General features: G+C 74.7%; 18 protein-coding genes and 1 pseudogene. 8 read left to right on the forward strand and 11 right to left on the reverse strand.

Annotated elements, in window-relative coordinates:
- The first annotated feature begins 63 nt into the window (after nucleotides 1-63).
- The gene (locus tag AB0I11_RS06690) at nucleotides 64-1,110 is read left to right on the forward strand and encodes a glucose 1-dehydrogenase (protein WP_357314400.1); all 1,047 of its coding nucleotides are present in this window, start codon (nucleotides 64-66) and stop codon (nucleotides 1,108-1,110) included.
- 30 nt (nucleotides 1,111-1,140) lie between these two features.
- On the opposite strand, the gene AB0I11_RS06695 is transcribed toward AB0I11_RS06690, so the two are convergent.
- Nucleotides 1,141-2,457 (reverse strand): DUF2252 domain-containing protein, encoded by a 1,317-nt coding sequence (locus AB0I11_RS06695; protein ID WP_357314402.1) that lies wholly within the window; start codon nucleotides 2,455-2,457, stop codon nucleotides 1,141-1,143.
- Nucleotides 2,458-2,492: 35 nt separating this feature from the next.
- Complete coding sequence (locus AB0I11_RS06700) at nucleotides 2,493-3,053, reverse strand: NADH-quinone oxidoreductase subunit B family protein (RefSeq protein ID WP_357314404.1); 561 nt, start codon at nucleotides 3,051-3,053, stop codon at nucleotides 2,493-2,495.
- 134 nt (nucleotides 3,054-3,187) lie between these two features.
- On the opposite strand from AB0I11_RS06700, the gene AB0I11_RS06705 reads away from it, so the two are divergent.
- The 5 genes from AB0I11_RS06705 to AB0I11_RS06725 all read left to right on the forward strand — a co-directional run bounded on the left by AB0I11_RS06705 (nucleotide 3,188) and on the right by AB0I11_RS06725 (nucleotide 7,614).
- A complete protein-coding gene (locus tag AB0I11_RS06705) occupies nucleotides 3,188-3,748 on the forward strand; it encodes a SigE family RNA polymerase sigma factor (RefSeq protein ID WP_357314407.1) in 561 nt (186 codons plus the stop codon).
- Entirely contained in the window at nucleotides 3,741-4,919 is a 1,179-nt protein-coding gene (locus AB0I11_RS06710) for a hypothetical protein (RefSeq protein WP_357314409.1), read from the forward strand. The genes AB0I11_RS06705 and AB0I11_RS06710 overlap by 8 nt, the downstream gene beginning before the upstream one ends.
- A gap of 255 nt (nucleotides 4,920-5,174) precedes the next feature.
- A complete protein-coding gene (locus tag AB0I11_RS06715; protein WP_357314411.1) occupies nucleotides 5,175-6,110 on the forward strand; it encodes a hypothetical protein in 936 nt (311 codons plus the stop codon).
- A 183-nt stretch (nucleotides 6,111-6,293) separates the two neighbouring features.
- Nucleotides 6,294-6,854, forward strand: coding sequence for a SigE family RNA polymerase sigma factor (locus tag AB0I11_RS06720; RefSeq protein ID WP_357314413.1), 561 nt, complete (start codon nucleotides 6,294-6,296; stop codon nucleotides 6,852-6,854).
- A complete protein-coding gene (locus AB0I11_RS06725; RefSeq protein WP_357314415.1) occupies nucleotides 6,844-7,614 on the forward strand; it encodes a hypothetical protein in 771 nt (256 codons plus the stop codon). Before AB0I11_RS06720 ends, AB0I11_RS06725 begins: the two co-directional genes overlap by 11 nt.
- A gap of 211 nt (nucleotides 7,615-7,825) precedes the next feature.
- On the opposite strand, the gene AB0I11_RS06730 is transcribed toward AB0I11_RS06725, so the two are convergent.
- The 3 genes from AB0I11_RS06730 to AB0I11_RS06740 form a co-directional block, all read right to left on the reverse strand.
- Nucleotides 7,826-9,304, reverse strand: a complete 1,479-nt coding sequence (locus AB0I11_RS06730) for an aminotransferase class V-fold PLP-dependent enzyme (RefSeq protein WP_357314417.1) — start codon at nucleotides 9,302-9,304, stop codon at nucleotides 7,826-7,828.
- Between the two features lie 128 nt (nucleotides 9,305-9,432).
- Nucleotides 9,433-10,815 carry an MFS transporter gene (locus AB0I11_RS06735; RefSeq protein ID WP_357314419.1) on the reverse strand — a complete coding sequence of 461 codons (1,383 nt, stop codon included), beginning with the start codon at nucleotides 10,813-10,815 and terminating at the stop codon, nucleotides 9,433-9,435.
- 32 nt (nucleotides 10,816-10,847) lie between these two features.
- A complete protein-coding gene (locus AB0I11_RS06740) occupies nucleotides 10,848-11,162 on the reverse strand; it encodes an MGMT family protein (protein WP_046563640.1) in 315 nt (104 codons plus the stop codon).
- 13 nt (nucleotides 11,163-11,175) lie between these two features.
- Here AB0I11_RS06740 and proB point away from each other — a divergent pair, with 13 nt between their 5' ends.
- Nucleotides 11,176-12,333 carry a glutamate 5-kinase gene (gene proB / locus AB0I11_RS06745; protein ID WP_357314472.1) on the forward strand — a complete coding sequence of 386 codons (1,158 nt, stop codon included), beginning with the start codon at nucleotides 11,176-11,178 and terminating at the stop codon, nucleotides 12,331-12,333.
- Between the two features lie 147 nt (nucleotides 12,334-12,480).
- A complete protein-coding gene (locus AB0I11_RS06750; protein WP_357314422.1) occupies nucleotides 12,481-13,722 on the forward strand; it encodes a glutamate-5-semialdehyde dehydrogenase in 1,242 nt (413 codons plus the stop codon).
- A gap of 715 nt (nucleotides 13,723-14,437) precedes the next feature.
- Here the strand turns inward: AB0I11_RS06750 and AB0I11_RS06755 are convergent.
- The 6 genes and pseudogenes from AB0I11_RS06755 to AB0I11_RS06780 all read right to left on the reverse strand — a co-directional run.
- Nucleotides 14,438-15,307 (reverse strand): annotated as a pseudogene (locus tag AB0I11_RS06755) (hypothetical protein); the annotation flags it as partial.
- A gap of 66 nt (nucleotides 15,308-15,373) precedes the next feature.
- Complete coding sequence (gene moeZ / locus AB0I11_RS06760) at nucleotides 15,374-16,621, reverse strand: adenylyltransferase/sulfurtransferase MoeZ (RefSeq protein ID WP_357314474.1); 1,248 nt, start codon at nucleotides 16,619-16,621, stop codon at nucleotides 15,374-15,376.
- Between the two features lie 41 nt (nucleotides 16,622-16,662).
- Nucleotides 16,663-17,556, reverse strand: a complete 894-nt coding sequence (locus AB0I11_RS06765) for a DUF3152 domain-containing protein (RefSeq protein ID WP_357314424.1) — start codon at nucleotides 17,554-17,556, stop codon at nucleotides 16,663-16,665.
- An 86-nt stretch (nucleotides 17,557-17,642) separates the two neighbouring features.
- Nucleotides 17,643-18,518: a DUF3152 domain-containing protein gene (locus AB0I11_RS06770; protein WP_357314426.1), complete on the reverse strand. Its 876-nt coding sequence runs from the start codon at nucleotides 18,516-18,518 to the stop codon at nucleotides 17,643-17,645.
- 5 nt (nucleotides 18,519-18,523) lie between these two features.
- Complete coding sequence (locus tag AB0I11_RS06775) at nucleotides 18,524-19,528, reverse strand: alpha/beta hydrolase (RefSeq protein WP_357314429.1); 1,005 nt, start codon at nucleotides 19,526-19,528, stop codon at nucleotides 18,524-18,526.
- 194 nt (nucleotides 19,529-19,722) lie between these two features.
- On the reverse strand, nucleotides 19,723-19,986 hold a 264-nt coding region (locus AB0I11_RS06780; protein ID WP_357314431.1), incomplete at its 5' end, for a transposase.

Below are 19,986 nucleotides of genomic sequence, written 5' to 3' on the forward strand. Positions count from 1 at the left end.
GGGCCGGCCGGGATCCGCCGCTTTCCCCGGCGGACGACGCCGGACCGGGTAAGGATGGGTCTCGTGCGCGCTGTGACTGTGACCCCAGGGGTGGCCGACTCGCTGCAACTGACCGAGGACTGGCCGGAGCCGGCCGCCGAGGAGGGGGCGATCCTGGTCCAGGCCCTCGCGGTGGGGATCTGCGGCACCGACCAGGAGATCATCGCCGGCCACTACGGTGAGGCGCCACCCGGCCAGGAGCGGCTGGTGCTGGGACACGAGTCGCTGGGCCGGGTGCTGGAGGACCCGACCGGCACCCTGCAGCCCGGCGACCTGGTGGCCGGCGTCGTCCGGCACCCCGACCCGGTGCCCTGCCGGAACTGCGCGGTGGACCAGTGGGACATGTGCCGCAACGGCCGGTACACCGAGCACGGCATCAAGGGGCTGCCGGGCTTCGCCCGGGAGCGGTGGCGGGTGCAGCCCAAGTTCGCCGTGGGCATGGACCGGGCGCTCGCCCCGGTGGGCGTACTGCTGGAGCCGACCAGTGTGGTGGCGAAGGCGTGGGACCACATCGAGCGGATCGGCCGCCGGGCCGAGTGGAAGCCGGAGAGCGTGCTGGTCACCGGGGCCGGGCCGATCGGCCTGCTCGCCGCGCTGCTGGCCACCCAGCGCGGGCTGTCGGTGCACGTGCTGGACCGGAACACCACCGGGCCGAAGCCGGAGCTGGTCCGGGCCCTCGGCGCCACCTACCACACCACGACCGTGGACGAGTTGGACTTCGAGCCGGACGTGGTGGTCGAGTGCACCGGGGCACCGGTGGTGGTGATCGCGGCGATGTGCAAGGTCGGCCCGACCGGCATCGTCTGCCTGACCGGGGTGTCCAGCGGGGGCCGCAGCCTCGACTTCGACGCCGGCGCTCTCAACCGCGCCCTGGTGCTGGAGAACAACGTGGTGTTCGGCTCGGTGAACGCCGGCCGGCGGCACTGGGACCTGGCCGCGGCGGCGCTCACCCAGGCCGACCAGGCCTGGCTCGACTCGCTGATCACCCGCCGGGTGCCGCTCTCGTCGTACGCCGAGGCGTACTCCACCGGCGGCGAGGACATCAAGGTGGTGCTGGAGTTCGAGCCGTGAGGCCGGGCGGGGCGCGGCCCCGCCCGACGCTCAGATGCCGGGCAGCCGGCCGTTGCGGAACAGGTCCACGAAGAGCTGGTGGTCCTCGCGCGCCCGGATCCCGTACGCGTGCGCGAAGTCGACCAGGTAGCCGGTGAACCCGTCCGCGTCGGCGTCGACGGCGGCGACGATCGACTCCTCGGTGGAGTAGTCGACCAGGTCGTGGCTGGACTCGTCGTCGGCCACCGAGTGCATCCGGGCCACCGCCCGGCCGAGGTCGGTGAGCACGCCGCGCAGCTCCTCCGGCTCGTTCACGTCGGACCAGTCCAGGTCGGCCGCGTACGGGGAGACCTCGGCGACGAGCTGGCCGACCCCGTCCAGCTCGGTGAAGCCCAGCCACGGGTCGGCGTGCGCCTGCAACGCCCGCTGCGACTCGGCCGTCCGGTGCCCCTGGTGCCGGAAGTACGACCGGACCCGCTCGTCCTCGATGTGCCGCGCCACGGCCGGCACCTGGGCCTGCTTCATGTAGATGACGACGTCGTTCTCCAGTGCCTGGGTGTGCCCCTCCAGGAGGAGGTTGTACGACGGCAGCCCGGCCGAGCCGATGCCCACGCCCTTGCGGAGCACCACGTCCTTGATGTTGGTGGCGACCGGGCGCAGCGCCGCGGTCGCCTCCGGCAGGGTGCCCAGGTAGTCCTGGAACGCCGCGCAGACCTTCTCCCGGGTCGCGCCGTCGATCTCGAAGACACCGTCGCCGACGGAGAAGCGGCGCTCGTAGTTGTCGATGGTGGTCTGCACGGCGAGCAGGTCCACCCGGGTGTTGAGCCGGGCCTGCTGGAGCACCCGGCGCAGCACCCCGTCGGCGTTCTCCAGGGTGATCGAGCCGATCGCGTCGTCGCCGCCGGCCGCGATGGCCCGCAGCTCGGTCAGGTACGACCGGGCGAAGCCGGTCACCAGCTCGCCGATCACCCGGTCGGAGAGCGCCTTGGCGTAGCCGAGCAGCGCCACGCTGGCCGCGAAACGCTTCAGGTCCCAGGTGAACGGGCCGACGTACGCCTCGTCGAAGTCGTTGACGTTGAAGACCAGTTGCCCGGACCCGTTCATGTAGGTGCCGAAGTTCTCCGCGTGCAGGTCGCCGTGGATCCACACCCGGCTGGTCCGGTCGTCGAGAAACCGGTCGCTGGCGAAGTCGCCGCGCTGGTCGGCGTAGAAGAGCGAGGCGCTGCCCCGGTAGAAGGCGAACGGGGAGGCCGCCATCTTGCGGAACTTGCGGCGGAAGGCCGCCGGGTCGAGCGCCATCGACGCGCCGAACTCCTCGGTCAGCACGTCCACGATGAAGGCGGAGCGTTGCTCCGCGGAGTGGGTCATGGCCGCAGGCTAGCCCCGGACCGCCACCCGGCGGGTCAGCCGGCCGGGGGACGTACCGGTGGCGCGGTGAGCGATTCGACCGGGCGCGGCCCGGCGTCGGCCGGTGCGGCGAGCCGGTCCGGGCGGGGCACCCCGCCGACGCCGGACTGCTCGGCGGCGATCTTCTCCTGGAGGCGGAGGATGCCGTGCAGCAGCGCCTCCGGGCGGGGCGGGCAGCCGGGCACGTAGACGTCGACCGGGATGAGCTGGTCGACCCCCTTGGTCACCGAGTAGGAGTCCCAGTACGGGCCACCGCAGTTGGAGCAGGCGCCGAAGGAGATGACGTACTTCGGCTCGGGCATCTGGTCGTAGAGCCGCTTGACCGCCGGGGCCATCTTGTCGGTGACGGTGCCGGAGACCACCATGAGATCGGCCTGCCGGGGGCCGTGCGCGAACGGGATGACGCCGAGGCGCATGAAGTCGTGCCGGCCCATGCTGGTGGCGATGAACTCGATCGCGCAGCAGGCCAGGCCGAAGTTGAACACCCAGAGCGAGTAGCGGCGGCCCCAGTTCAGCACGAACCGGATCGGCTCGCCGAGCACGGCCGGCACCTGCACGTTCGGGCCTCCCTCGCCTGTCCCTGATACGACAGTCAACCACAGCCCCGAGGCGGCAACCGACGCAACCGGGCCCGGCGTCGACACGTGTGACCGACATGGCCGCGGCGCGGCCACCGCACGGGGAGGACCAGTTGACGGTGATGAGGGAACCGCGGCTCGGTGAGCCGCCACCGGAGGGGACGGCGGACCGGCCGGCGCCCGCCGACAGGGTCGACTTCGACGGGCTCTACCACGCGCATTTCCGGTCCCTGACGCTCCAGCTCGCCGCCTACTGCGGCGACCTCTCCCAGGCCCAGGACCTGGTCCAGGAAGCCTTCTGCCGGGCGTACGCCCGCTGGTCGCGGGTGTCCGGCTACGACGACCCGGTGGCCTGGGTACGCCGGGTCGCCTGGAACCTCGCCACCAGCCGCTGGCGACGGCTACGCACCGCCCAGTCCTGGCTGCACCGCCAACGCGAAGAACACGTGCCAGGACCCGACCCCGACCGGGTCGCACTGACCACCGCCCTCGCCACCCTGCCCACCAGCCAACGGCGCGCGGTGGTCCTGCACTACCTGGCCGACCTCCCGGTAGGGCAGATCGCCGAGCAGGAAGGCGTGCCGGAGGGCACGGTCAAGTCCTGGCTGCACCGGGGGCGGGCGGCGCTGGCCGCACAACTCGCCGGGACGAACGAGGTGAACGACCATGACTGACGCCGAAGACCTCCTGGTCAGCGAGTTCGCCGCGTTCCGCCAGACGTACGCCCCGGACCTACGGCCCGCCGGACCCGCCGCCGTACGCCAAACCGTCCGCCGCCGCCGGCGACGCGCCGTCGTTGTCACCGCCGCCGCCGTCGTACTCGCCGTGGCGATCCCGATCGTCGCGACCGCCAGCCTCAACCGGAACTCCGAACCCCAACCGGGACCCGCCCACACCGGCGTGCCGACCCCGTCGGTCACCACCCCGCCGCCCACCCCGTCCGCCACGGCCAGTCCGACGCCGGCCCCGAACGGCCGGATCAGCAGGTCACAACTCCTCGCCGCCCAGGTCGAGCTGCCGTCCTGGCAGCCCGGTCGGGGCTGCAAGGCGGGGCCGACCCGGATCGCGGCCACCCACGGCGGCACTGACGGCGAGGTCCTGCTGGAAGATCTCGCCTACGGGGACGTGGACGGCGACGGCGCGGTGGAGACTGTCGCGCTGCTTCGGTGCGTCATTCTCCGTGGCGGCGCATCACAGGTGGTGGCGTTCGACCGGGATGCCGCTGAGCGGATCGTCACCCTCGGACAGGTCGTCCGGTCGGATCAGTCGGCGCCGGGGTGGCCACTCGCGGCGCAGATCACCAGCGCCGGGACGATCCGAGTGGACATCGCCGACATAGGCCCCGGATCCGGCTGGTCCCTCGACTGGTCGCAGCGCCAGTGGCGCGGTTACCGGTGGACGGGCAAACGGTTCACTCAGGTCGACGGGCCCATCTCGTTCGGCCCCAACCCCCATCGGCCGGACCTGTCCGTGACCGCCAGCGATCTGGCCTGGGGGCCGCGGGAAGCCGACGGCACCCACGCCGGGACGGTGACCGTCACCGTCCGAAACCTCAGCGGGGTCCCGGCCGGCCTGGTGGAACTGCGGCTCGGGATGCGGCCGGGGGTGACGGCGGACGGCGGTGACTGGACCGCTTGCCAGGGCGCGTCACCATCCGACGATGCCCTGAGCTGCCGGTTCGGCCCGCTCGCTCCGGGTGCGATGCGTACCTTCCGGTTGGGACTCCGGAGTCCAGGTGTCCTCTCCGGAACCGGCATCGCCGAGGTGACGCCGATCGGCACCGAGACCGATCCGCTGCTGGACCCGTCCGTCGAGAACAACGAGGACCGCTACCGCTACGGCTGATCCCGGCACGGCCGGCTACCGCGCCTTTCGGGCCTCCAGCGACGACCTGGCGTCGGGTGACAACCTGGCGGAGCTGCGTTCGACGGGGTGAGCGCGCCCTCCACGATGGACGCGAGGGCCCGGTTGGTTGCCGGGTCCTCGCGTCGTATTCGTGACAAAAGCTGATGCAACGGTCAGTCGGTGCGGGACGTGTCCCCTGAGTCGGGCGACGGAGACGCCGCCGCCCACCCCACGGGGATCACGGGAGGAAGCACCATGACCACACCTACGGCACGCATCGCCACCGCCCTGCTCGGCGGCACCGCGGCGCTGCTCGCCCTCGCCGCGCCGGCCGGCGCCGCGACCAGCCGGACGGCCGGCCCCGACGTCAGCACCCAGCGCCTGGTCCTCACCCCCACCGACGAGGGGTACGTCGGGACCCTGACCGCCACGGTGACCAACCCGGGCCGGACCGCCACCACCGTCGACCTGATCGTCACCGAGCCGGCCGGCGCCTCGTTCACCACCATCGAGCCGGGCGGCCCCTGCCTCTACACGGACCTGGTCGACAACCGCCAGGTGAGCGAGTGCTACGGCGGCCGGATCGAGCCGCACAGCACGATGACCTTCCAGCTCGGCTTCCACGTCTGGACCACCGTCCGCGACTACCCGATGGTGGCCCGGGGCGGCGAGATCGCGGTGCAGCCCGCCGGCGCCACCCGTCCCTCGGACACCGCCGCGTTCACCACGCTCTTCGCCTCACCCACCGGCGAGCTGCGCCACCCGCGCGCCTACCAGCAGGCCACCGCCACCGACCTGACGATCCACGGCGCCGACGTGGTGCTCACCCGCCAGCCCGACGGCAGCCTGCTGGGCCGGATGCCGGTCACCGTCCGGTACGGCAACGACGCCCCCTCCAAGCACGTCTACGCCACCGCCGACCTGCCGGCGGGCGTCACCGTCTGGGGCACCGACCCGCAGGACGACGTGAGCTTCCTCGACTCGTTCACCGTGCCGGGCGGCCGGTTCATGCCGGGCGAGGTGTCCAGCTTCGACGTCATCCTCCGGGCCCCGGCCGGCACCCCGGCCGACGACCTGGGCAGCGGATCGTTCACCGTCGCCGCGAGCTACCACCCGCTCACCGAGGTGCCGGACGTCGACCCGGCCGACAACACCACCTCGTTCACCGTGCGGGCCGTCGAGGCCGGCTGACCAGATCAGGCGACAGCGGGTGGGGCGGTCCGGCAGCGCCGGGCCGCCCCACCGGTCTGCCGGCCCCCGGCCGAGGGGGCGTACCCGCCGGACACGCCGGACCGGTCCGGGTGGGGGTGCAACCTACCGGGCCGCTCGCGCGTGTGAGGGTGGATCCGGGGACCACCCGCGGGGAGGACAGGCATGACGGTCGGCATCTACGAGCTGTTCGAGGAGCCTCCCGACGTGGCCGGGTCCACCGTCGACGAGTCGCGCGCCGCCGCCGACTTCGACGAGGTGTACGAGTACCACTTCCCGTCGCTCGCCGCCGAACTGGCCGCGTACTGCGGGGACCTGGCGATGGCCCAGGATCTGGTCCAGGAGGCGTTCTGCCGGGCCTTCACCCGCTGGCCGACGGTCTCCCGCTACGACGACCCGGTCGGCTGGATCCGCCGGGTGGCGTGGAACCTCGCCACCAGCCGCTGGCGGCGGCTGCGTACCGCCCGCTCCTTCCTGCGTCGGCAGCGTGAGGAGCACGTGCCCGGCCCCAACCCGGACCGGGTGGCGGTGCGGGAGGCGCTGTCCCGGCTGCCCGCGCACCACCGCCGCGCGGTCGTGCTGCACTACCTCGCCGACCTGTCGGTGGCGGAGATCGCCGCCCAGGAGCAGGTGGCCGTGGGCACGGTGAAGTCCTGGCTGCACCGGGCCCGTACCGCGCTGGCCGTCCACCTGAGCAGCACGAGCGAGGTGTCCGATGAGGCCTGATCAGGGCGAGGACCGGCTGCGCGGCGAGCTGACCGCGTACCACGGCAGCCTGCTGGCGCAGGTGGAGCCGGCGGGTTCGGTCGCGGTCCGCCGGGCGGTGCGCCGGCGGCGGCGCGTCGCGGCCGCGCTGGCCGGGGCGGGCGTGCTGGTGGTGATCCTGCCGCTGGCGAGGTGGGCGGGGCCCGGCCACGACGACCCGGTGCCCACCGCGGTGGCCACGACCGCGCCGGCCACCGCTGCCCACGGGTCCGGGCCGGCCGCCGCGTCGCTCGCCCCCAACGCCGCGATCACCCGCGACGACCTGCTGGCCGCCACCGTCGAGCTGCCGGCCTGGCCGGACGGTACGCCGTGCCCGGCCGGTCCGGTCCGGCTCGTGGACCCACCGGGCCGCCCCGGCGAGGTGATCCTGTCGACCTTCGCGGGCGGCTACGGCGACGTCGACTCCGACGGCCTCGCCGAGCCGGTAGTGCTGCTCCGCTGCCTGCGCGACAGCGGCGAGTACCCGGTGCAGGTGCTGGCCCTCGACCGCAACGCCAACGGGCGGATCGTCGTGCTGGGCGCGGTCTTCCGGTCCGACAGCGCCAGGCCGGAGCAGGTCTACTCGCTCACCGTCCGGCCGGACGGCCTGGTCAACGTCGAGGTGACCGACGTGGTGCCCGCGTCCGGCGAACCCGGGCCGGAGCACCGGCAGTGGCGCGGGTTCCGCTGGGACGGTCAGGCATTCCAGCAGGTCGACGGCCCGACCGGTTTTCCGGGCTGAGCCGCCCGGGGCGGGCGGACCGGAAAGTCACCCGGCGGGCGCAACCGGTCCCGGCGCTCGCGCGTGTCGCCCCTGTGGGACCGCCGCCGTCTGGGGGACGGGGTGACATCGGGGGCCGACGCCGGCCGGCCGGGTGACCTGCCGGCCGGCGTCGGTGGTCGGCCGTTCGTGGGCGGGGCCTTCGGCGCGCGGCCGGCCCGGCCCGCCGGCCTCACCAGGTCGGGCGTTGCAGCAGCCCGACGAACTCCACCAGCAGGCGCTCCCGGAGCGCCACCGGGGCGGCGTCGAGCAGGGTGTTCACCGCCGCCATCCGGTCCGGGGCCGGTCCCGCCCCGAGCCCCAGCCCGGCGGCGAGTTCCCCGATCAGTTCGGGGGTGAGCGCCGCCGGGCTGAGGGTGCCGGCCAGCGCCAGCAGCTCCGGCGGGAGCGCCACCGGCCCGGCCGCCCGGGCCGCCGCCACCGCGTCGGCCAGCGCCGGCCCGAACTCGGCCACCCGGGGGGCCACCGAGGCGGTCACCGTGAGGTGCACGCTGGCCGGCAGGCCGGCGTACCGGAGCTGCGGCTGGGTGTGCCAGCCCCGGGCGGTCAGCTCGTCGACCAGCACGAACAGGTCGAGGTCGGGGTTGCCGTCGGTGGTGAAGCAGACCACGGTCGACTGCGGTTCGGCCATCAGCCGCAGCCCGTCGACCGCGCGCACCGCGTCGGCCAGCCCGGTCACCGCCGCCCGGGTCTGCTCCGCCAACCGCAGGTAGCCGTCCTCGCCGAGGTGGCGCAGGGTGGCGTACGCGGCGGCGATCGGGCCGCCCGAGCGGGTCGAGGCGATCACCGGGTTGATCATCGTGTAGCCGGGCCAGTCCGCGTACGCGAAGTACTGCGGGGCCCGCAGCGCCGGGTTCCGGTGCAGCAGCACCGACACCCCCTTCGGCGCGTACGCGTACTTGTGCAGGTCGACGGAGATCGAGGTGACCCCGTCGACGGCGAAGTCGAACGCCGGCACCGGCGCGCCGAGCCGGCGCAGCCAGGGCAACGCCCAGCCGCCGAAGCAGGCGTCCACGTGGCAGCGCACCCCGGCCGCGCCGGCCACGGCGGCGATCTCCGCCACCGGGTCGACCACGCCGTGCGCGTACGACGGGGCCGAGGCGGCGACCAGCACGGTCTCCGGCCGGATCGCGGCGGCCACGTCCGCCACGCCGGGGCGCAGGGTGACCGGGTCGACGTCGACCGGGTCCAGGGTCACCCGCAGGTAGTGCGCCGCCTTGGCGAACGCGGCGTGCCCGCTGACCGGCACCACGATCCGCGGCTCGGCCACGTCCGGGCGGGCGTCCCGGGCCGCCTTAACGGCCAGGATCAGCGACTCGGTGCCGCCGCTGGTGACGTTGCCGACCACCGCCGGCGCGTTCGTGCCAGGGCCGCCGCCGAGCAGCCGGGCGGCCGCCCCGACCAGCGCGTTCTCCATCGCCAGCAGGGACGGGAAGGCGGTCGGGTCGAGCCCGTTGACGTGCGCGCTCTCGGCGTACGCGGCCTGCGCCAGTTCGTCGAGCCCGGCCACGCCGGGGTCGTACACGTAGGCGAACAGCCGCCCCCCGTGGGTGGGCCGGTCGGCCGCCCGCAGGGCGCGGATCTCGTCGAGCACCCGCGGCGCGGGCACCCCCTCGACGGGGAGCGCGGTCGTTCCCGGCGCGTCGGTCATGGCTGTCGGGTACCTCTCTGGGTGCGGAACGGCGGCGTGGGCCGGCGCGGGTCGGAGCACCGGCGCGGCGTGGGCCGGCGCGGGTCGGAACGCCGGTGCGGCGTGGGCCGGCGCGGGGTCCGGTCGGCTCACGCCCGCGCCCCGGGTGCGACCGCCGGGCCGGCCCCGGCGGCGGCCAGCAGGGCCGGGGTCAGGGTGTAGCCGCGCAGCAGCAGCACCGGCAGCGCCACCAGCACGGCCGGCAGCACGGTGAAGCCGAGCAGCACGCCGAGCCGGGCCGTGCCGGACTGCGCCGCCGCGACCCCGGTGGACGAGGAGACATAGCCGGAGAGCTGGAGGACCAGGCCGTAGATCCCGGGACCGAGGGCGAGGCCGAAGGTCTCCCCGGCGGTCCAGAGCCCGGTGAACACCCCGGCCTGCCGGCGTCCGGTGCGCGCGGTGTCGTGGGCGATGCAGTCCGGCAGCATGGCGAGCGCGAAGACCTGCTGGCCGGCGTACCCGACGCCGATGAGCGCGACCACCGCGTACACCGCGGCGGCGGGCAGCGCCGGGGCGGCGACCAGGGCCAGCGCGCCGGCGGCGAAGAGCAGCGACGCGAGGGCCAGCGCGCCGCGCTTGCCGAGCCGGGCGCCGGCCCGGGTCCACAGCGGCATGACCAGCAGCGCCGGCCCGACGAAGCAGGCGAAGAGCAGGGTCGGGCCGCCGTCCGGGTCGCGCAGCACCTGATCGGCGAAGTACTTGACCCCGGCCAGCACGGTGGCCACCCCGGCGGACTGGATCACGAAACAGATCAGCAGCACCCGGAACGGCCGGTTGCGGCCGGCGACGGCGAGTTGGGCGCGGAGGCTGGGTTCGCTCTCCCCCACCGTGCCGGTCGGCGCCGAGCGGGTGCCGAGGAACGCGCCGACCGTGCCGACCACGATGAGCGCGGCGACGAAGAGGCCCATCCAGCGGTGTCCCGGCACGCCGTCGCCGCCGGCGGTCACCACCGCCGGGGCCACCGCGCCGGAGACCAGGATGGCCAGCGCGAGCACCGCGATCCGCCAGCTCATCAGCCGGGTACGCTCCGCCGGGTCGTCGGTCAGCTCGGCCGGCATGGCCACGTACGGCACCTGGAAGAAGGCGAACGCGGTGGCCGTGGCCAGGAAGGCGACCGCCACGTACGCCCCGGCGGCCGGGCCGGCCCCGAACGGCGCGGCGAAGATCGAGGCGAAGAGCACCGCCAGCGCGAGCCCACCGCCGAGCAGGTACGGCCGGCGCGCGCCGTGCCGCGACCGGGTCCGGTCGGAGATCCGCCCGGCGACCGGGTTGACCAGCACGTCCCAGGCCTTGGGGAGCAGCACCAGCAGGGCGGCCACCCCGGCGGCCACGCCCAGGGTGTCGGTGAGGTACGGCAGCAGGAGCAGCCCGGGCACCGTGCCGAACGCCCCGGTGACCAGCGAACCCGTCGCGTAGCCGAGATGCACCCGGCGGGGCAGCCCTCCGGTGGGCCCGGCCCCCGTCCCTGTCATGGGGCCGAATGTTACTCACGTTATGTCCTGGCTCACACCCCCTCCTCCGGTGACCAGGCCGCCGCCGCCATGTCCACCCCCGCCGGGCGCAACGGGCAGCCCTCGGCCCGCAGCCGGGCGCGCGCCTCCCGCTCGTGCCCGGGTGGCAGCCGGCCGGCCGAGTTCACCACCCGGTGCCAGGGCACCCCGCCCCCGTGCCGGGCCATGATCGAGCCGACCAGCCGGGCCGAGGCGCGCCCGGACCGCTCGGCGAGCGCGTCGGCCACCGCCCCGTACGACATCACCCGGCCCGGCGGGATCCGCTCGACCAGATCGAGCACCGCCTCCACGTACTCGTCAGGTGTCATGACCGGCCACGATATGGGAACGCGCCGGGGTCCGGCGGACCGCAGCGCGCAGAATGGTCCGGTGCGCGAAGCAGTCACCTCGGCCCGGCGGATCGTCGTCAAGATCGGTTCGTCCTCGCTGACCACCCCGGCGGGCGGGCTCGACGACGCCCGGGTCACCGCACTGGTCGACAGCCTCGGCGCGCTCGCCGCCGACGGCCGCGAGGTGGTGCTGGTCTCCTCCGGCGCGATCGCCGCCGGCCTCGCCCCGCTCGGGCTGGCCCGGCGCCCCCGCGACCTGGCCACCCAGCAGGCCGCCGCCAGCGTCGGGCAGGGCCTGCTCATCGGCCGGTACGCGGCCAGCTTCGCCCGGCACGGGCTGACCGTCGGGCAGGTGCTGCTCACCGTCGACGACGTGACCCGACGGGCGCACTACCGCAACGCGTACCGGACCCTGCGCAAGCTGCTCGACCTGCGAGCCGTGCCGATCGTCAACGAGAACGACACGGTGGCCACCGAGGAGATCCGGTTCGGCGACAACGACCGGCTGGCCGCGCTGGTCGCCGTGCTGGTCGACGCCGACCTGCTGGTGCTCCTGTCGGACGTGGACGCGCTCTGGACCGGCGACCCGGCCCGCGCCGGCAGCACCCGGATCACCGAGGTGCACGGCGAGGGGGACCTCGCCGGCGTGAACATCGGCGGGGCGGGCCGGGCCGGGGTCGGCACCGGCGGCATGGTCACCAAGGTCGAGGCCGCCCGCATCGCCACCGGCTTCGGCATCCCGGTGGTGCTCACCGCCGCGCCGCTGGCCGGGTCCGCGCTGGCCGGCGAGGCGGTCGGCACCTTCTTCCACCCGAGCAGCCGCCGGCCGGCCGCCCGGCTGTTCTGGCTGGCGCACGCCACCGCGCCGCGCGGCCGGCTGCACCTCGACCCGGGCGCGGTGCAGGCGGTGGTGGGCCGGCGCAAGTCCCTGCTCCCGGCCGGGATCACCGCGGTGGACGGCGCGTTCACCGCCGGCGACCCGGTGGACCTGGTCGACGCCGAGGGCGCGCCGGTGGCCCGAGGGCTGGTCAACTACGACGCGGTGGAGCTGCCAGGGCTGCTCGGCCGGTCCACCTCCGAGCTCGCCGCGGCGCTCGGCCCGGCGTACGAACGGGAGGTCGTCCACCGCGACGACCTCGTCCTGCTGTGAGCATTGGCCCCCGGTGGACGCGTTCCGCGGTGCCGGGGGCCCACCCGAACACCTGAAGGAGTACGTGATGAGCGAGCGCCAGCGAGCGGGTCAACGGTTCGGCGCGGCCGCGCCGCGTGGCGGCACCGAGTGCGGCGGAGTGCCGGCATGAGCGTCACCGAGCAGGCCCGGCGGGCCCGGGTCGCGGCGCAGGCGCTGGCCGTCGCCACCCGTACGGTCAAGGACGCCGCGTTGGTGGCGATGGCCGACGCGCTGCTCACGCGTACCCCGGAGATCCTGGCCGGGAACGCGGCGGACCTGGCGGCCGGGCGCGCGGCCGGGCTGAGCGCGGCCGTGCTGGACCGGCTCGCCCTCGACGAGGGCCGGGTGGCCGGCATCGCGGACGCGCTGCGGCAGATGGCCGCGCTGCCCGACCCGGTGGGCGAGGTGGTCCGCGGCGCGACCCTGCCCAACGGGCTGGAGCTGCGGCAGGTCCGGGTGCCCTTCGGGGTGGTCGGCATCATCTACGAGGGCCGGCCGAACGTCACCGTGGACGCCGCCGGCATCTGCCTGAAGTCGGGCAACGCGGCGCTGCTGCGCGGCTCCTCCTCGGCGGCGCACTCCAACGCGGCCCTGGTCGCGGTGCTGCGCGACGCCATCGCCGGGGCCGGCCTGCCGGCCGACGCCGTCCAGCTGCTCGATGCCAGCACCCGCGACTCGGTCAAGGAGCTGATGCGCGCCCGGGGCCTGGTCGACGTGCTCATCCCGCGCGGCGGCGCGTCGCTGATCCGGACCGTCGTCGAGGAGTCGACCGTGCCGGTGATCGAGACCGGGGTGGGCAACTGCCACGTCTACGTGGACGCCGCCGCCGACCTCGCCAAGGCCGTTTCGGTCACCCTCAACTCCAAGACGCAACGCCTCTCCACCTGCAACACCGCCGAGTCGCTGCTGGTCCACGCCGACGTCGCCGACGCCTTCCTGCCGGCGATGCTGGCCGCGTTCGCCGAGGCCGGGGTGACCGTGCACGGCGACGCGCGGGTCGCCGGACACTCCGACGCCGTGGTGCCGGCCACCGAGGAGGACTTCGACACCGAGTACCTCTCGGCCGACATCTCGGCCGCCGTGGTCGACTCGCTCGACGCGGCCGTCGCGCACATCCGCCGGTACGGCACCGGCCACACCGAGGCGATCATCACCGACTCGCAGTCGGCCGCCCGGGAGTTCGTGGCCCGGGTCGACGCGGCGGCGGTGATGGTCAACGCCTCCACCCGGTTCACCGACGGCGGCGAATTCGGCTTCGGCGCCGAGATCGGCATCTCCACCCAGAAGCTGCACGCCCGCGGCCCGATGGGCCTGCCCGAGCTGACCAGCACCAAGTACGTCGTCACCGGCGACGGCCACCTGCGCTGACCCCGCCACACGGCCACCTCACCGGACCTCCCCGCAAGGCCACCGCGCAAGGCCACCGCGCGGGACCGCCGCGCGGGACCAGCGCGCAGGGCCAACCGCAGGGGCACCACGGATTGCGGCAAGTCGTGGCATCCCAGCGCAGGGATGCCACGACTTGCCGCATCCCGCTCCCCGGGTGCTCGGCCCGACACGGGCGCAGGCCCGACACGGGTGGCGGTCAGCCGGTCGGGGCGGTCGGCTCCGGCGGCGGGCCGGCCGGCTTCGGCCGCGGCAGCGGCACGACCGGCGGCACCTGCTGGTCGATGTCCAGTGACGGCTCGACCACCCATGGGCTGAACGGCGACGGCGGCTCGGCCTCCGCCAGCGGCTCGGCTCCGCCCAGGCCCGAGGAAAACGCCGGCGGCGCGTCGCCGCCCGAGGTCAGGGGCGACGCCGACGGCGCGTCGCCGCCCAGGGCCGAGAAAAACGCCGACGGCGCGTCGCCGCCCAGGGCCGAGGGGGACACCGGCGGTTCGGCGCTGCCCGGGGTCGAGGGGGGCGCCGGCGGCGCGGGGGCCGGCGACACCGGTCCGGCAGGCGGCGGGGTCGACGCCGGAGCCGGGACCTCCGGCGGCGGCACCGGGCGGGGCGCGGGCACCAGCCGCGGCGACGGCGGCACGGCCGGCTGCGGCGGGAGGAGCGGCGCCCCGGAGACCGGGGCCTCGGGGATGCCCGGGCGGCAGGCCCGGATCGCGCGCAGCGTGGTGTGCACGTCGAACTGGTGGCCGTCGTCGCTGTCCCAGCCGCCGTCGCTGCGCTGGGTCTCGGCGAGCCGCCGGCGCGCGGCCACCAGCAGCCACTGTTCCTCGCCCACGTCGACCCGGCGCAGGGTGGCGGCGAGCCAGGCCACGTCGGCCGGGGACATTTCCGGGATCCGGTCGGCCAGCACCGCCTGGATCCGCGCCGACTCGTAGTACATCTGCTGGCGGTGCAGCACCGCGGCGGCCAGCCACCCGGCCGGCAGGAAGGACGGCCAGCTCCCGTCGGGGAGAAGCTGCGCGGCGAGCGTCTGTGCCGCCGCCTGCACCACCCCGGCGTACGCCCCGCCGACCCGGTGGTCGAGCGGCCCGCCGGCCCGGGCGTCCAGTCCTGCCACGGTCAGCCAGAACCCGGCGTTGGCGGTCAGGTAGAGGCGGGCCTCCGGATCGCCCGGGGTGGCCCACTCGGGGGCGAACCCGGCCAGCGACGGGTCCTCGTCCCAGCCGCCGTCGGGCAGTTGCCGGGCGGCGAGCCAGTCCAGCGCGTGCCGGGCGGCCGGACGGCCCAGCGCGCCGAGGTCGTCCAGCTCGGCCAGGCGGAAACAGGTCGCGTCGACGGAGGCGACCGCACCGTCCAGGATGGCGGGCCAACCGCCGCCGGGCGCCTGCCCGGCCTCGGCCGAGTCGAGCAACTCCGACGGCACCGGCGCGCCGGTGCGCAGCCGGTGCAGCCGGGCCCGGTCGACCGTGTCGCCGTGCGCCACGACGAAGCCGATCGCCGCCTCCAAATCCACCACGGCGGACACGCTACCGGCGCAAACGCGGTTACGCCTCGGTAGCTCGGCCAGGGGTGGCCCGGCCCACCGGCGACCCGCGCAGGCCCGTCCGGTGTCCGGGCGGACCTGCGGCGGAGGTCAGTACGCCGGCAGCGACGGATCGATCTGCTTCACCCAGGAGAGCACCCCGCCCTGGACGTGCACGGCGTCGGAGAAGCCCGCCGCCTTCAGCGCGGCGAGCGCCTCGGCGGAGCGGACGCCGGACTTGCAGTGCAGCACGATCTGCTTGTCCTGCGGGAGCCGCGCCAGCGCCTCACCGGAGATGATCTCGCCCTTGGGGATGAGGGTCGAGCCGGGGATCCGGACGATCTCGTACTCGGCGGGCTCGCGGACGTCGACCAGGAAGATGTCCTTGCCGGCGTCCTGCCACTCCTTGAGCTCCAGCGCGGTGATGGTCGCGTCGACCACCGCCTCCTGGGCCTCCTCGGAGACCGCGCCGCAGAAGTCCTCGTAGTCCTCCAGCAGGTCGGTGACCGTGGGGTTCTCGCCGCAGAGCGCGCAGTTCGGGTCCTTGCGGACCTTGATCTTGCGGTAGCTCATCTCCAGGGCGTCGTAGACCATGAGCCGGCCGACCAGCGGCTCGCCGATGCCGGCGAGCAGCTTGATCGCCTCGTTGACCTGGATCGACCCGATGGACGCGCAGAGCACGCCGAGCACGCCGCCCTCGGCGCAGGACGGGACCATGCCGGGCGGCGGGGGCTCCGGGTAGAGGCAGCGGTAGCAGGGGCCGTGCTCGGCCCAGAACACCGACGCCTGGCCGTCGAACCGGTAGATCGAGCCCCAGACGTACGGCTTGCCGAGCAGCACGGCCGCGTCGTTGACCATGTAGCGGGTGGCGAAGTTGTCGGTGCCGTCGACGATCAGGTCGTACTGGGAGAAGATCTCCCGGACGTTCTCCCGGTCCAGCGCGGTGTTGTGGATCTCCACGTTGACCAGCGGGTTGATCTCCCGGATCGAGGCGGCGGCGGACTCGGCCTTGGACCGGCCCACGTCGGAGACGCCGTGGATCACCTGGCGCTGGAGGTTCGACTCGTCGACGGTGTCGAAGTCGATGATGCCGAGCGTGCCGACCCCGGCGGCGGCGAGGTACAGCAGGGCCGGCGAGCCGAGGCCACCGGCGCCGACACAGAGCACCCGGGCGTTCTTCAGCCGCTTCTGCCCCTCGACCCCGACGTCCGGGATGATCAGGTGGCGGGAGTAGCGACGGATCTCGTCTACGGTCAGCTCGGCGGCGGGCTCGACGAGCGGGGGCAACGACACGGTGGACTCCCCGGGATCGGCGGTGGGACCGCGCCATTGTCGCTCGACCGGGCAGGGATCGGCCATGATGAGGGCCACGTCGCCCGACATGCGGGAGCGGGAATAACTCAGACCCCGTCGACCGGCTCCCCCTCGTAGCGGGCCCCGTCGACGTACGGCCAGGCGTTGGCGACGCAGCCGTCCAGCCCGTACGTCTGCTGTTGCATCACCGGGGCCGGCGCGCCGGGGCCGGGACAGGCCTGGTGCAGCTCGCCAAGTTCGTGCCCGACCTCATGGTTGATCACATAGGTGCGGTAGACCGCCAGCGGGGCGCCGTAGTCCGGCACCGCCTCCATCCACCGGGCCAGGTTGATGATGACCCGGCCGGGCAGCCGGCAGGAGGTGTACCGCTCGGTGGCCAGGCCGCCCTCGGCGCACATCCGCTCGGAGGTGGCCGGGGTGGCCAGGTAGACGGTGAAGTCGGCGGCGGCCGCCTCGGCGACCCGCTGCACCCGCAGCTCACCCGAGGCGATCCAGCTCCGCGGGTCGGCGAGCACCTCGTCCACGGTGGCGGCGAACCCGTCGGCGTCCTGGCCGCTGCCCCGTTCGACCTCCACCCGGTAGCGGTGCAGTGGTCCGTCGTACCCGCGCACCGGGGAGCGGCCGCCGGCCGCGGCGAAGCTGCCGGGTCCGTCCGTCGGGTAGCCGGTCGGCTCGTCCCGGGCCCCGGCGCCGACGCCGTGCGCCAGCCGGGCGTCGCCGGCCGCCACCGGCGCGGGGTCGGCGGGCCGGCGGACCAGGTCGGTCAGGCCGGCCGCGGCGCCGGCCAGCGTCCCGGCGACGAGCAGGAGCAGCAGGGTACGGCGCCGGCGGCGGCGCATCCGCCGCAGGCCGGGGCGGGCGGGCGCGCCGGTACGCGGCCGTGCCGGCGGGCGGTCGAAGTCGAGCCGAACGGGACGGGCGCCGGCTCCCGGCGACGCCCCGGCCTGGGCAGGCGGGTCGGAAGGGGACGACGACGTCATGGCACCAGCGTGCCATGCAATTCGGGCATTTGGCTGCTTTTACCGCTTGTTCCGCGAAATACTTCTCATCGCCACGATCAGGTCTTTCACCGCTGAGGGCCGGTGTAGCGCCGGCCGTTCAGGTACGGCCACGGGTTCGGCCGGCAGCCGTCGAGGAAGAGGGTCTGCTGCTGCATCACCGGCGCCGCCCGCCCGGCCCCCGGACAATCCTCGTGGTGGTGTCCCAGCTGGTGCCCCACCTCATGGTTGACCACATAGAGCCGGTAGGTGTCCAAGGGCATCCGGGCGGCCACCAGATGCGGCGCCGAGGTGCGCCACCGGTCCAGGTTGATGACCACCTTCCCGGTCACCCGGCAGGAGGTGTACGGCACCCCGCCCTTGCGGATGTCGATGCCGCCACGCCGGCACAGCTGGGCGGCGGTGTCCCGGGTGGCGAGGTAGACGGTGAACTCGGACCGCGCCCCGGGGGCCACCCGCTGCAACCGCAGCCGGCCACTGTCCACCCAGCTCCCCGGCCCGGTCAACGCCCGCTGCACGGCGTCGCCGAAGGCCTGGACGTCCTCGCCGGACCCGTTCTCCACCGCCACCCGGAACCGCCGCAGCGTGCCCGATTCGCCCAGCACCCGCGCCGGCCGCGCGTCGTAGCCGAAGGTCCCCCGGCCATGCGCGGGCACCGGGCCGGGCAGCGCCAGCACCGGCGCGGACGGCTTCGGGCTCGGCGACGGGCTCGCCGGGACCGACGGCGGCGGCGACGACGACGACTCCACCGGCTGCGCCACCGACCCGTCGCTGACCAGCAGCCCCACCCCGGCGGAGGGGCGTTGCACCGCCACCCCCACCCCGACCGCCGCGGTGGCCAGGAACGCGAGCACCACCAGGGCGGACCGCCAGCGGCGGGCGGCCGGGCGGCGGCGCGGGGCGGTACGGGTGACGGCGCGGCGCGGCGGTGCGGAGGCGGGCATCCGGGTCAGCCTGCCATGTCCCGGGCCGGCCCGCTCTCCCCCGTTCCGGCAAACGGCCTGCTCCCGGCCTCGGCGAGCAGCCCCAGCACCGCCCGGGCCACGATCCGGGGCACCTCCAACTGGGCCACGTGCCCGACCCTGTCGAGCATCAACAGCCGGCTGTCCGGAATCACCCGGGCGGCCTGCGGGGCGACCCGCACGTCGACCAACCGGTCCTGCCGGCCCCCGATCACCAGGGTGGGCACCGGCACCGTCGCCGCCAGCCGCCACAGCGAGCCCGAGCCCGGCAGGTACGACCGCAGGAAGCTGGAGACCAGGCCGCGGAACGTGCGGACGTACGCGGCCGCGTAGTGGGTCGCCTCGTAGCGGACCCGGATCTCCTCCACCGCCTCCCGCCGGCGCTGCTCGCTGATCCGGGTCAGGTCGGCGATGCACGCCTCCATCACCTGCTGGGCCATCACCTCGGGGGCGAGCTGGGCCAGCCGCCGGGCGGCCACCCGCTCGGCCCGGGGGATCGCCAGCAGGGGCAGCATCCGGCCCTGCAACGAGCGCCGGAAATCCAGGAACGGCAGCGCCGGGGAGATCAGCGTCAGGGTGCGGACCAGGTCGGGCCGGAGCGCCGCCACCCGGACCGAGACGGCGCCGCCCAGCGAGTTGCCGAACAGGTGCACCGGCCCCCGATCGCTCTGCTCGATCCAGCGCACCACCCGGTCCGCGAAGGCGGGGATCGTGTAGCGCGGGCCGGGCTCGCTGCGGCCGAAGCCGGGCAGGTCGATCGCCTGCCCCGCCAGCCGGCCGGCGAGCAGGCCGGCCAGGTCCGTCCAGTTCTGCGCCGACCCGCCCAGCCCGTGCACGTAGAGCGCCGGCTCGGCGTCCGGACCGGTCGCCGGGGTCTCCCGGACGTAGCTGACCGTGCCGTCGAGGAGCACCTCCCGCCCCGGCCAGGGCGGCGGGAGCGGGAGGTGGGGCGCGGGCAGGCTGTCGTCCGGCCAGAGCGAGGCGGGCTTCATGACCCCAGTCTTCCCCGCGCCGGAGCCGGACCACACCGCCCGGCTCAGCCTGAATCCACCGATGGTTGGTGGTGTGGCTCTTTGGACGCGTGAGTATTGGTTGATGTTGATTGGTTGGGGTGTTGGGCAGGTCGGGTTCGCCGGTCTGCCCGGCTTGCTCCATGGTCCTGGTTGTGGTGGTCGGGTTGGTGTGGTCAGCCGGTGGGGGCGGGCAGGGCGCGGATGCGGTCCAGGGCGGTGAGGAGTGTGTCGGCCCAGGGCCAGGCGCTGGGTAGGTGTAGGTGGAGTCGGCGGGCGGTGCGGGTGAGGCGTGCGCCGACGGTGTAGATCTTGCGGCGGATGGTCTTCGTGGCGACGCGGGCCAGGTGCATGCCGAGGCGGGCGGTCCAGCGGGTCAGGTTGTGGGCGATGGTGTTGAGCACGAGCCAGGCGGCGTTGCCGCCGAAGCTTTTGGTGGG

Origin of the sequence: Micromonospora sp. NPDC050495, from assembly GCF_040655175.1 — a bacterium.
Classification (GTDB): domain Bacteria; phylum Actinomycetota; class Actinomycetes; order Mycobacteriales; family Micromonosporaceae; genus Micromonospora.

Excerpts from the sequence above, each read along its gene's own strand:
- AB0I11_RS06720 (WP_357314413.1), top strand. The coding sequence starts at position 6,294 with ATGACGGTCGGCATCTACGAGCTGTTCGAGGAGCCTCCCGACGTGGCC.
- proB (WP_357314472.1), top strand. The coding sequence starts at position 11,176 with ATGGGAACGCGCCGGGGTCCGGCGGACCGCAGCGCGCAGAATGGTCCG.
- AB0I11_RS06725 (WP_357314415.1), top strand. The coding sequence starts at position 6,844 with ATGAGGCCTGATCAGGGCGAGGACCGGCTGCGCGGCGAGCTGACCGCG.
- AB0I11_RS06715 (WP_357314411.1), top strand. The coding sequence starts at position 5,175 with ATGACCACACCTACGGCACGCATCGCCACCGCCCTGCTCGGCGGCACC.
- AB0I11_RS06765 (WP_357314424.1), bottom strand. The coding sequence starts at position 17,556 with ATGACGTCGTCGTCCCCTTCCGACCCGCCTGCCCAGGCCGGGGCGTCG.
- AB0I11_RS06730 (WP_357314417.1), bottom strand. The coding sequence starts at position 9,304 with ATGACCGACGCGCCGGGAACGACCGCGCTCCCCGTCGAGGGGGTGCCC.
- moeZ (WP_357314474.1), bottom strand. The coding sequence starts at position 16,621 with ATGGCCGATCCCTGCCCGGTCGAGCGACAATGGCGCGGTCCCACCGCC.
- AB0I11_RS06695 (WP_357314402.1), bottom strand. The coding sequence starts at position 2,457 with ATGACCCACTCCGCGGAGCAACGCTCCGCCTTCATCGTGGACGTGCTG.
- AB0I11_RS06750 (WP_357314422.1), top strand. The coding sequence starts at position 12,481 with ATGAGCGTCACCGAGCAGGCCCGGCGGGCCCGGGTCGCGGCGCAGGCG.
- AB0I11_RS06775 (WP_357314429.1), bottom strand. The coding sequence starts at position 19,528 with ATGAAGCCCGCCTCGCTCTGGCCGGACGACAGCCTGCCCGCGCCCCAC.
- AB0I11_RS06770 (WP_357314426.1), bottom strand. The coding sequence starts at position 18,518 with ATGCCCGCCTCCGCACCGCCGCGCCGCGCCGTCACCCGTACCGCCCCG.
- AB0I11_RS06740 (WP_046563640.1), bottom strand. The coding sequence starts at position 11,162 with ATGACACCTGACGAGTACGTGGAGGCGGTGCTCGATCTGGTCGAGCGG.
- AB0I11_RS06735 (WP_357314419.1), bottom strand. The coding sequence starts at position 10,815 with ATGACAGGGACGGGGGCCGGGCCCACCGGAGGGCTGCCCCGCCGGGTG.
- AB0I11_RS06710 (WP_357314409.1), top strand. The coding sequence starts at position 3,741 with ATGACTGACGCCGAAGACCTCCTGGTCAGCGAGTTCGCCGCGTTCCGC.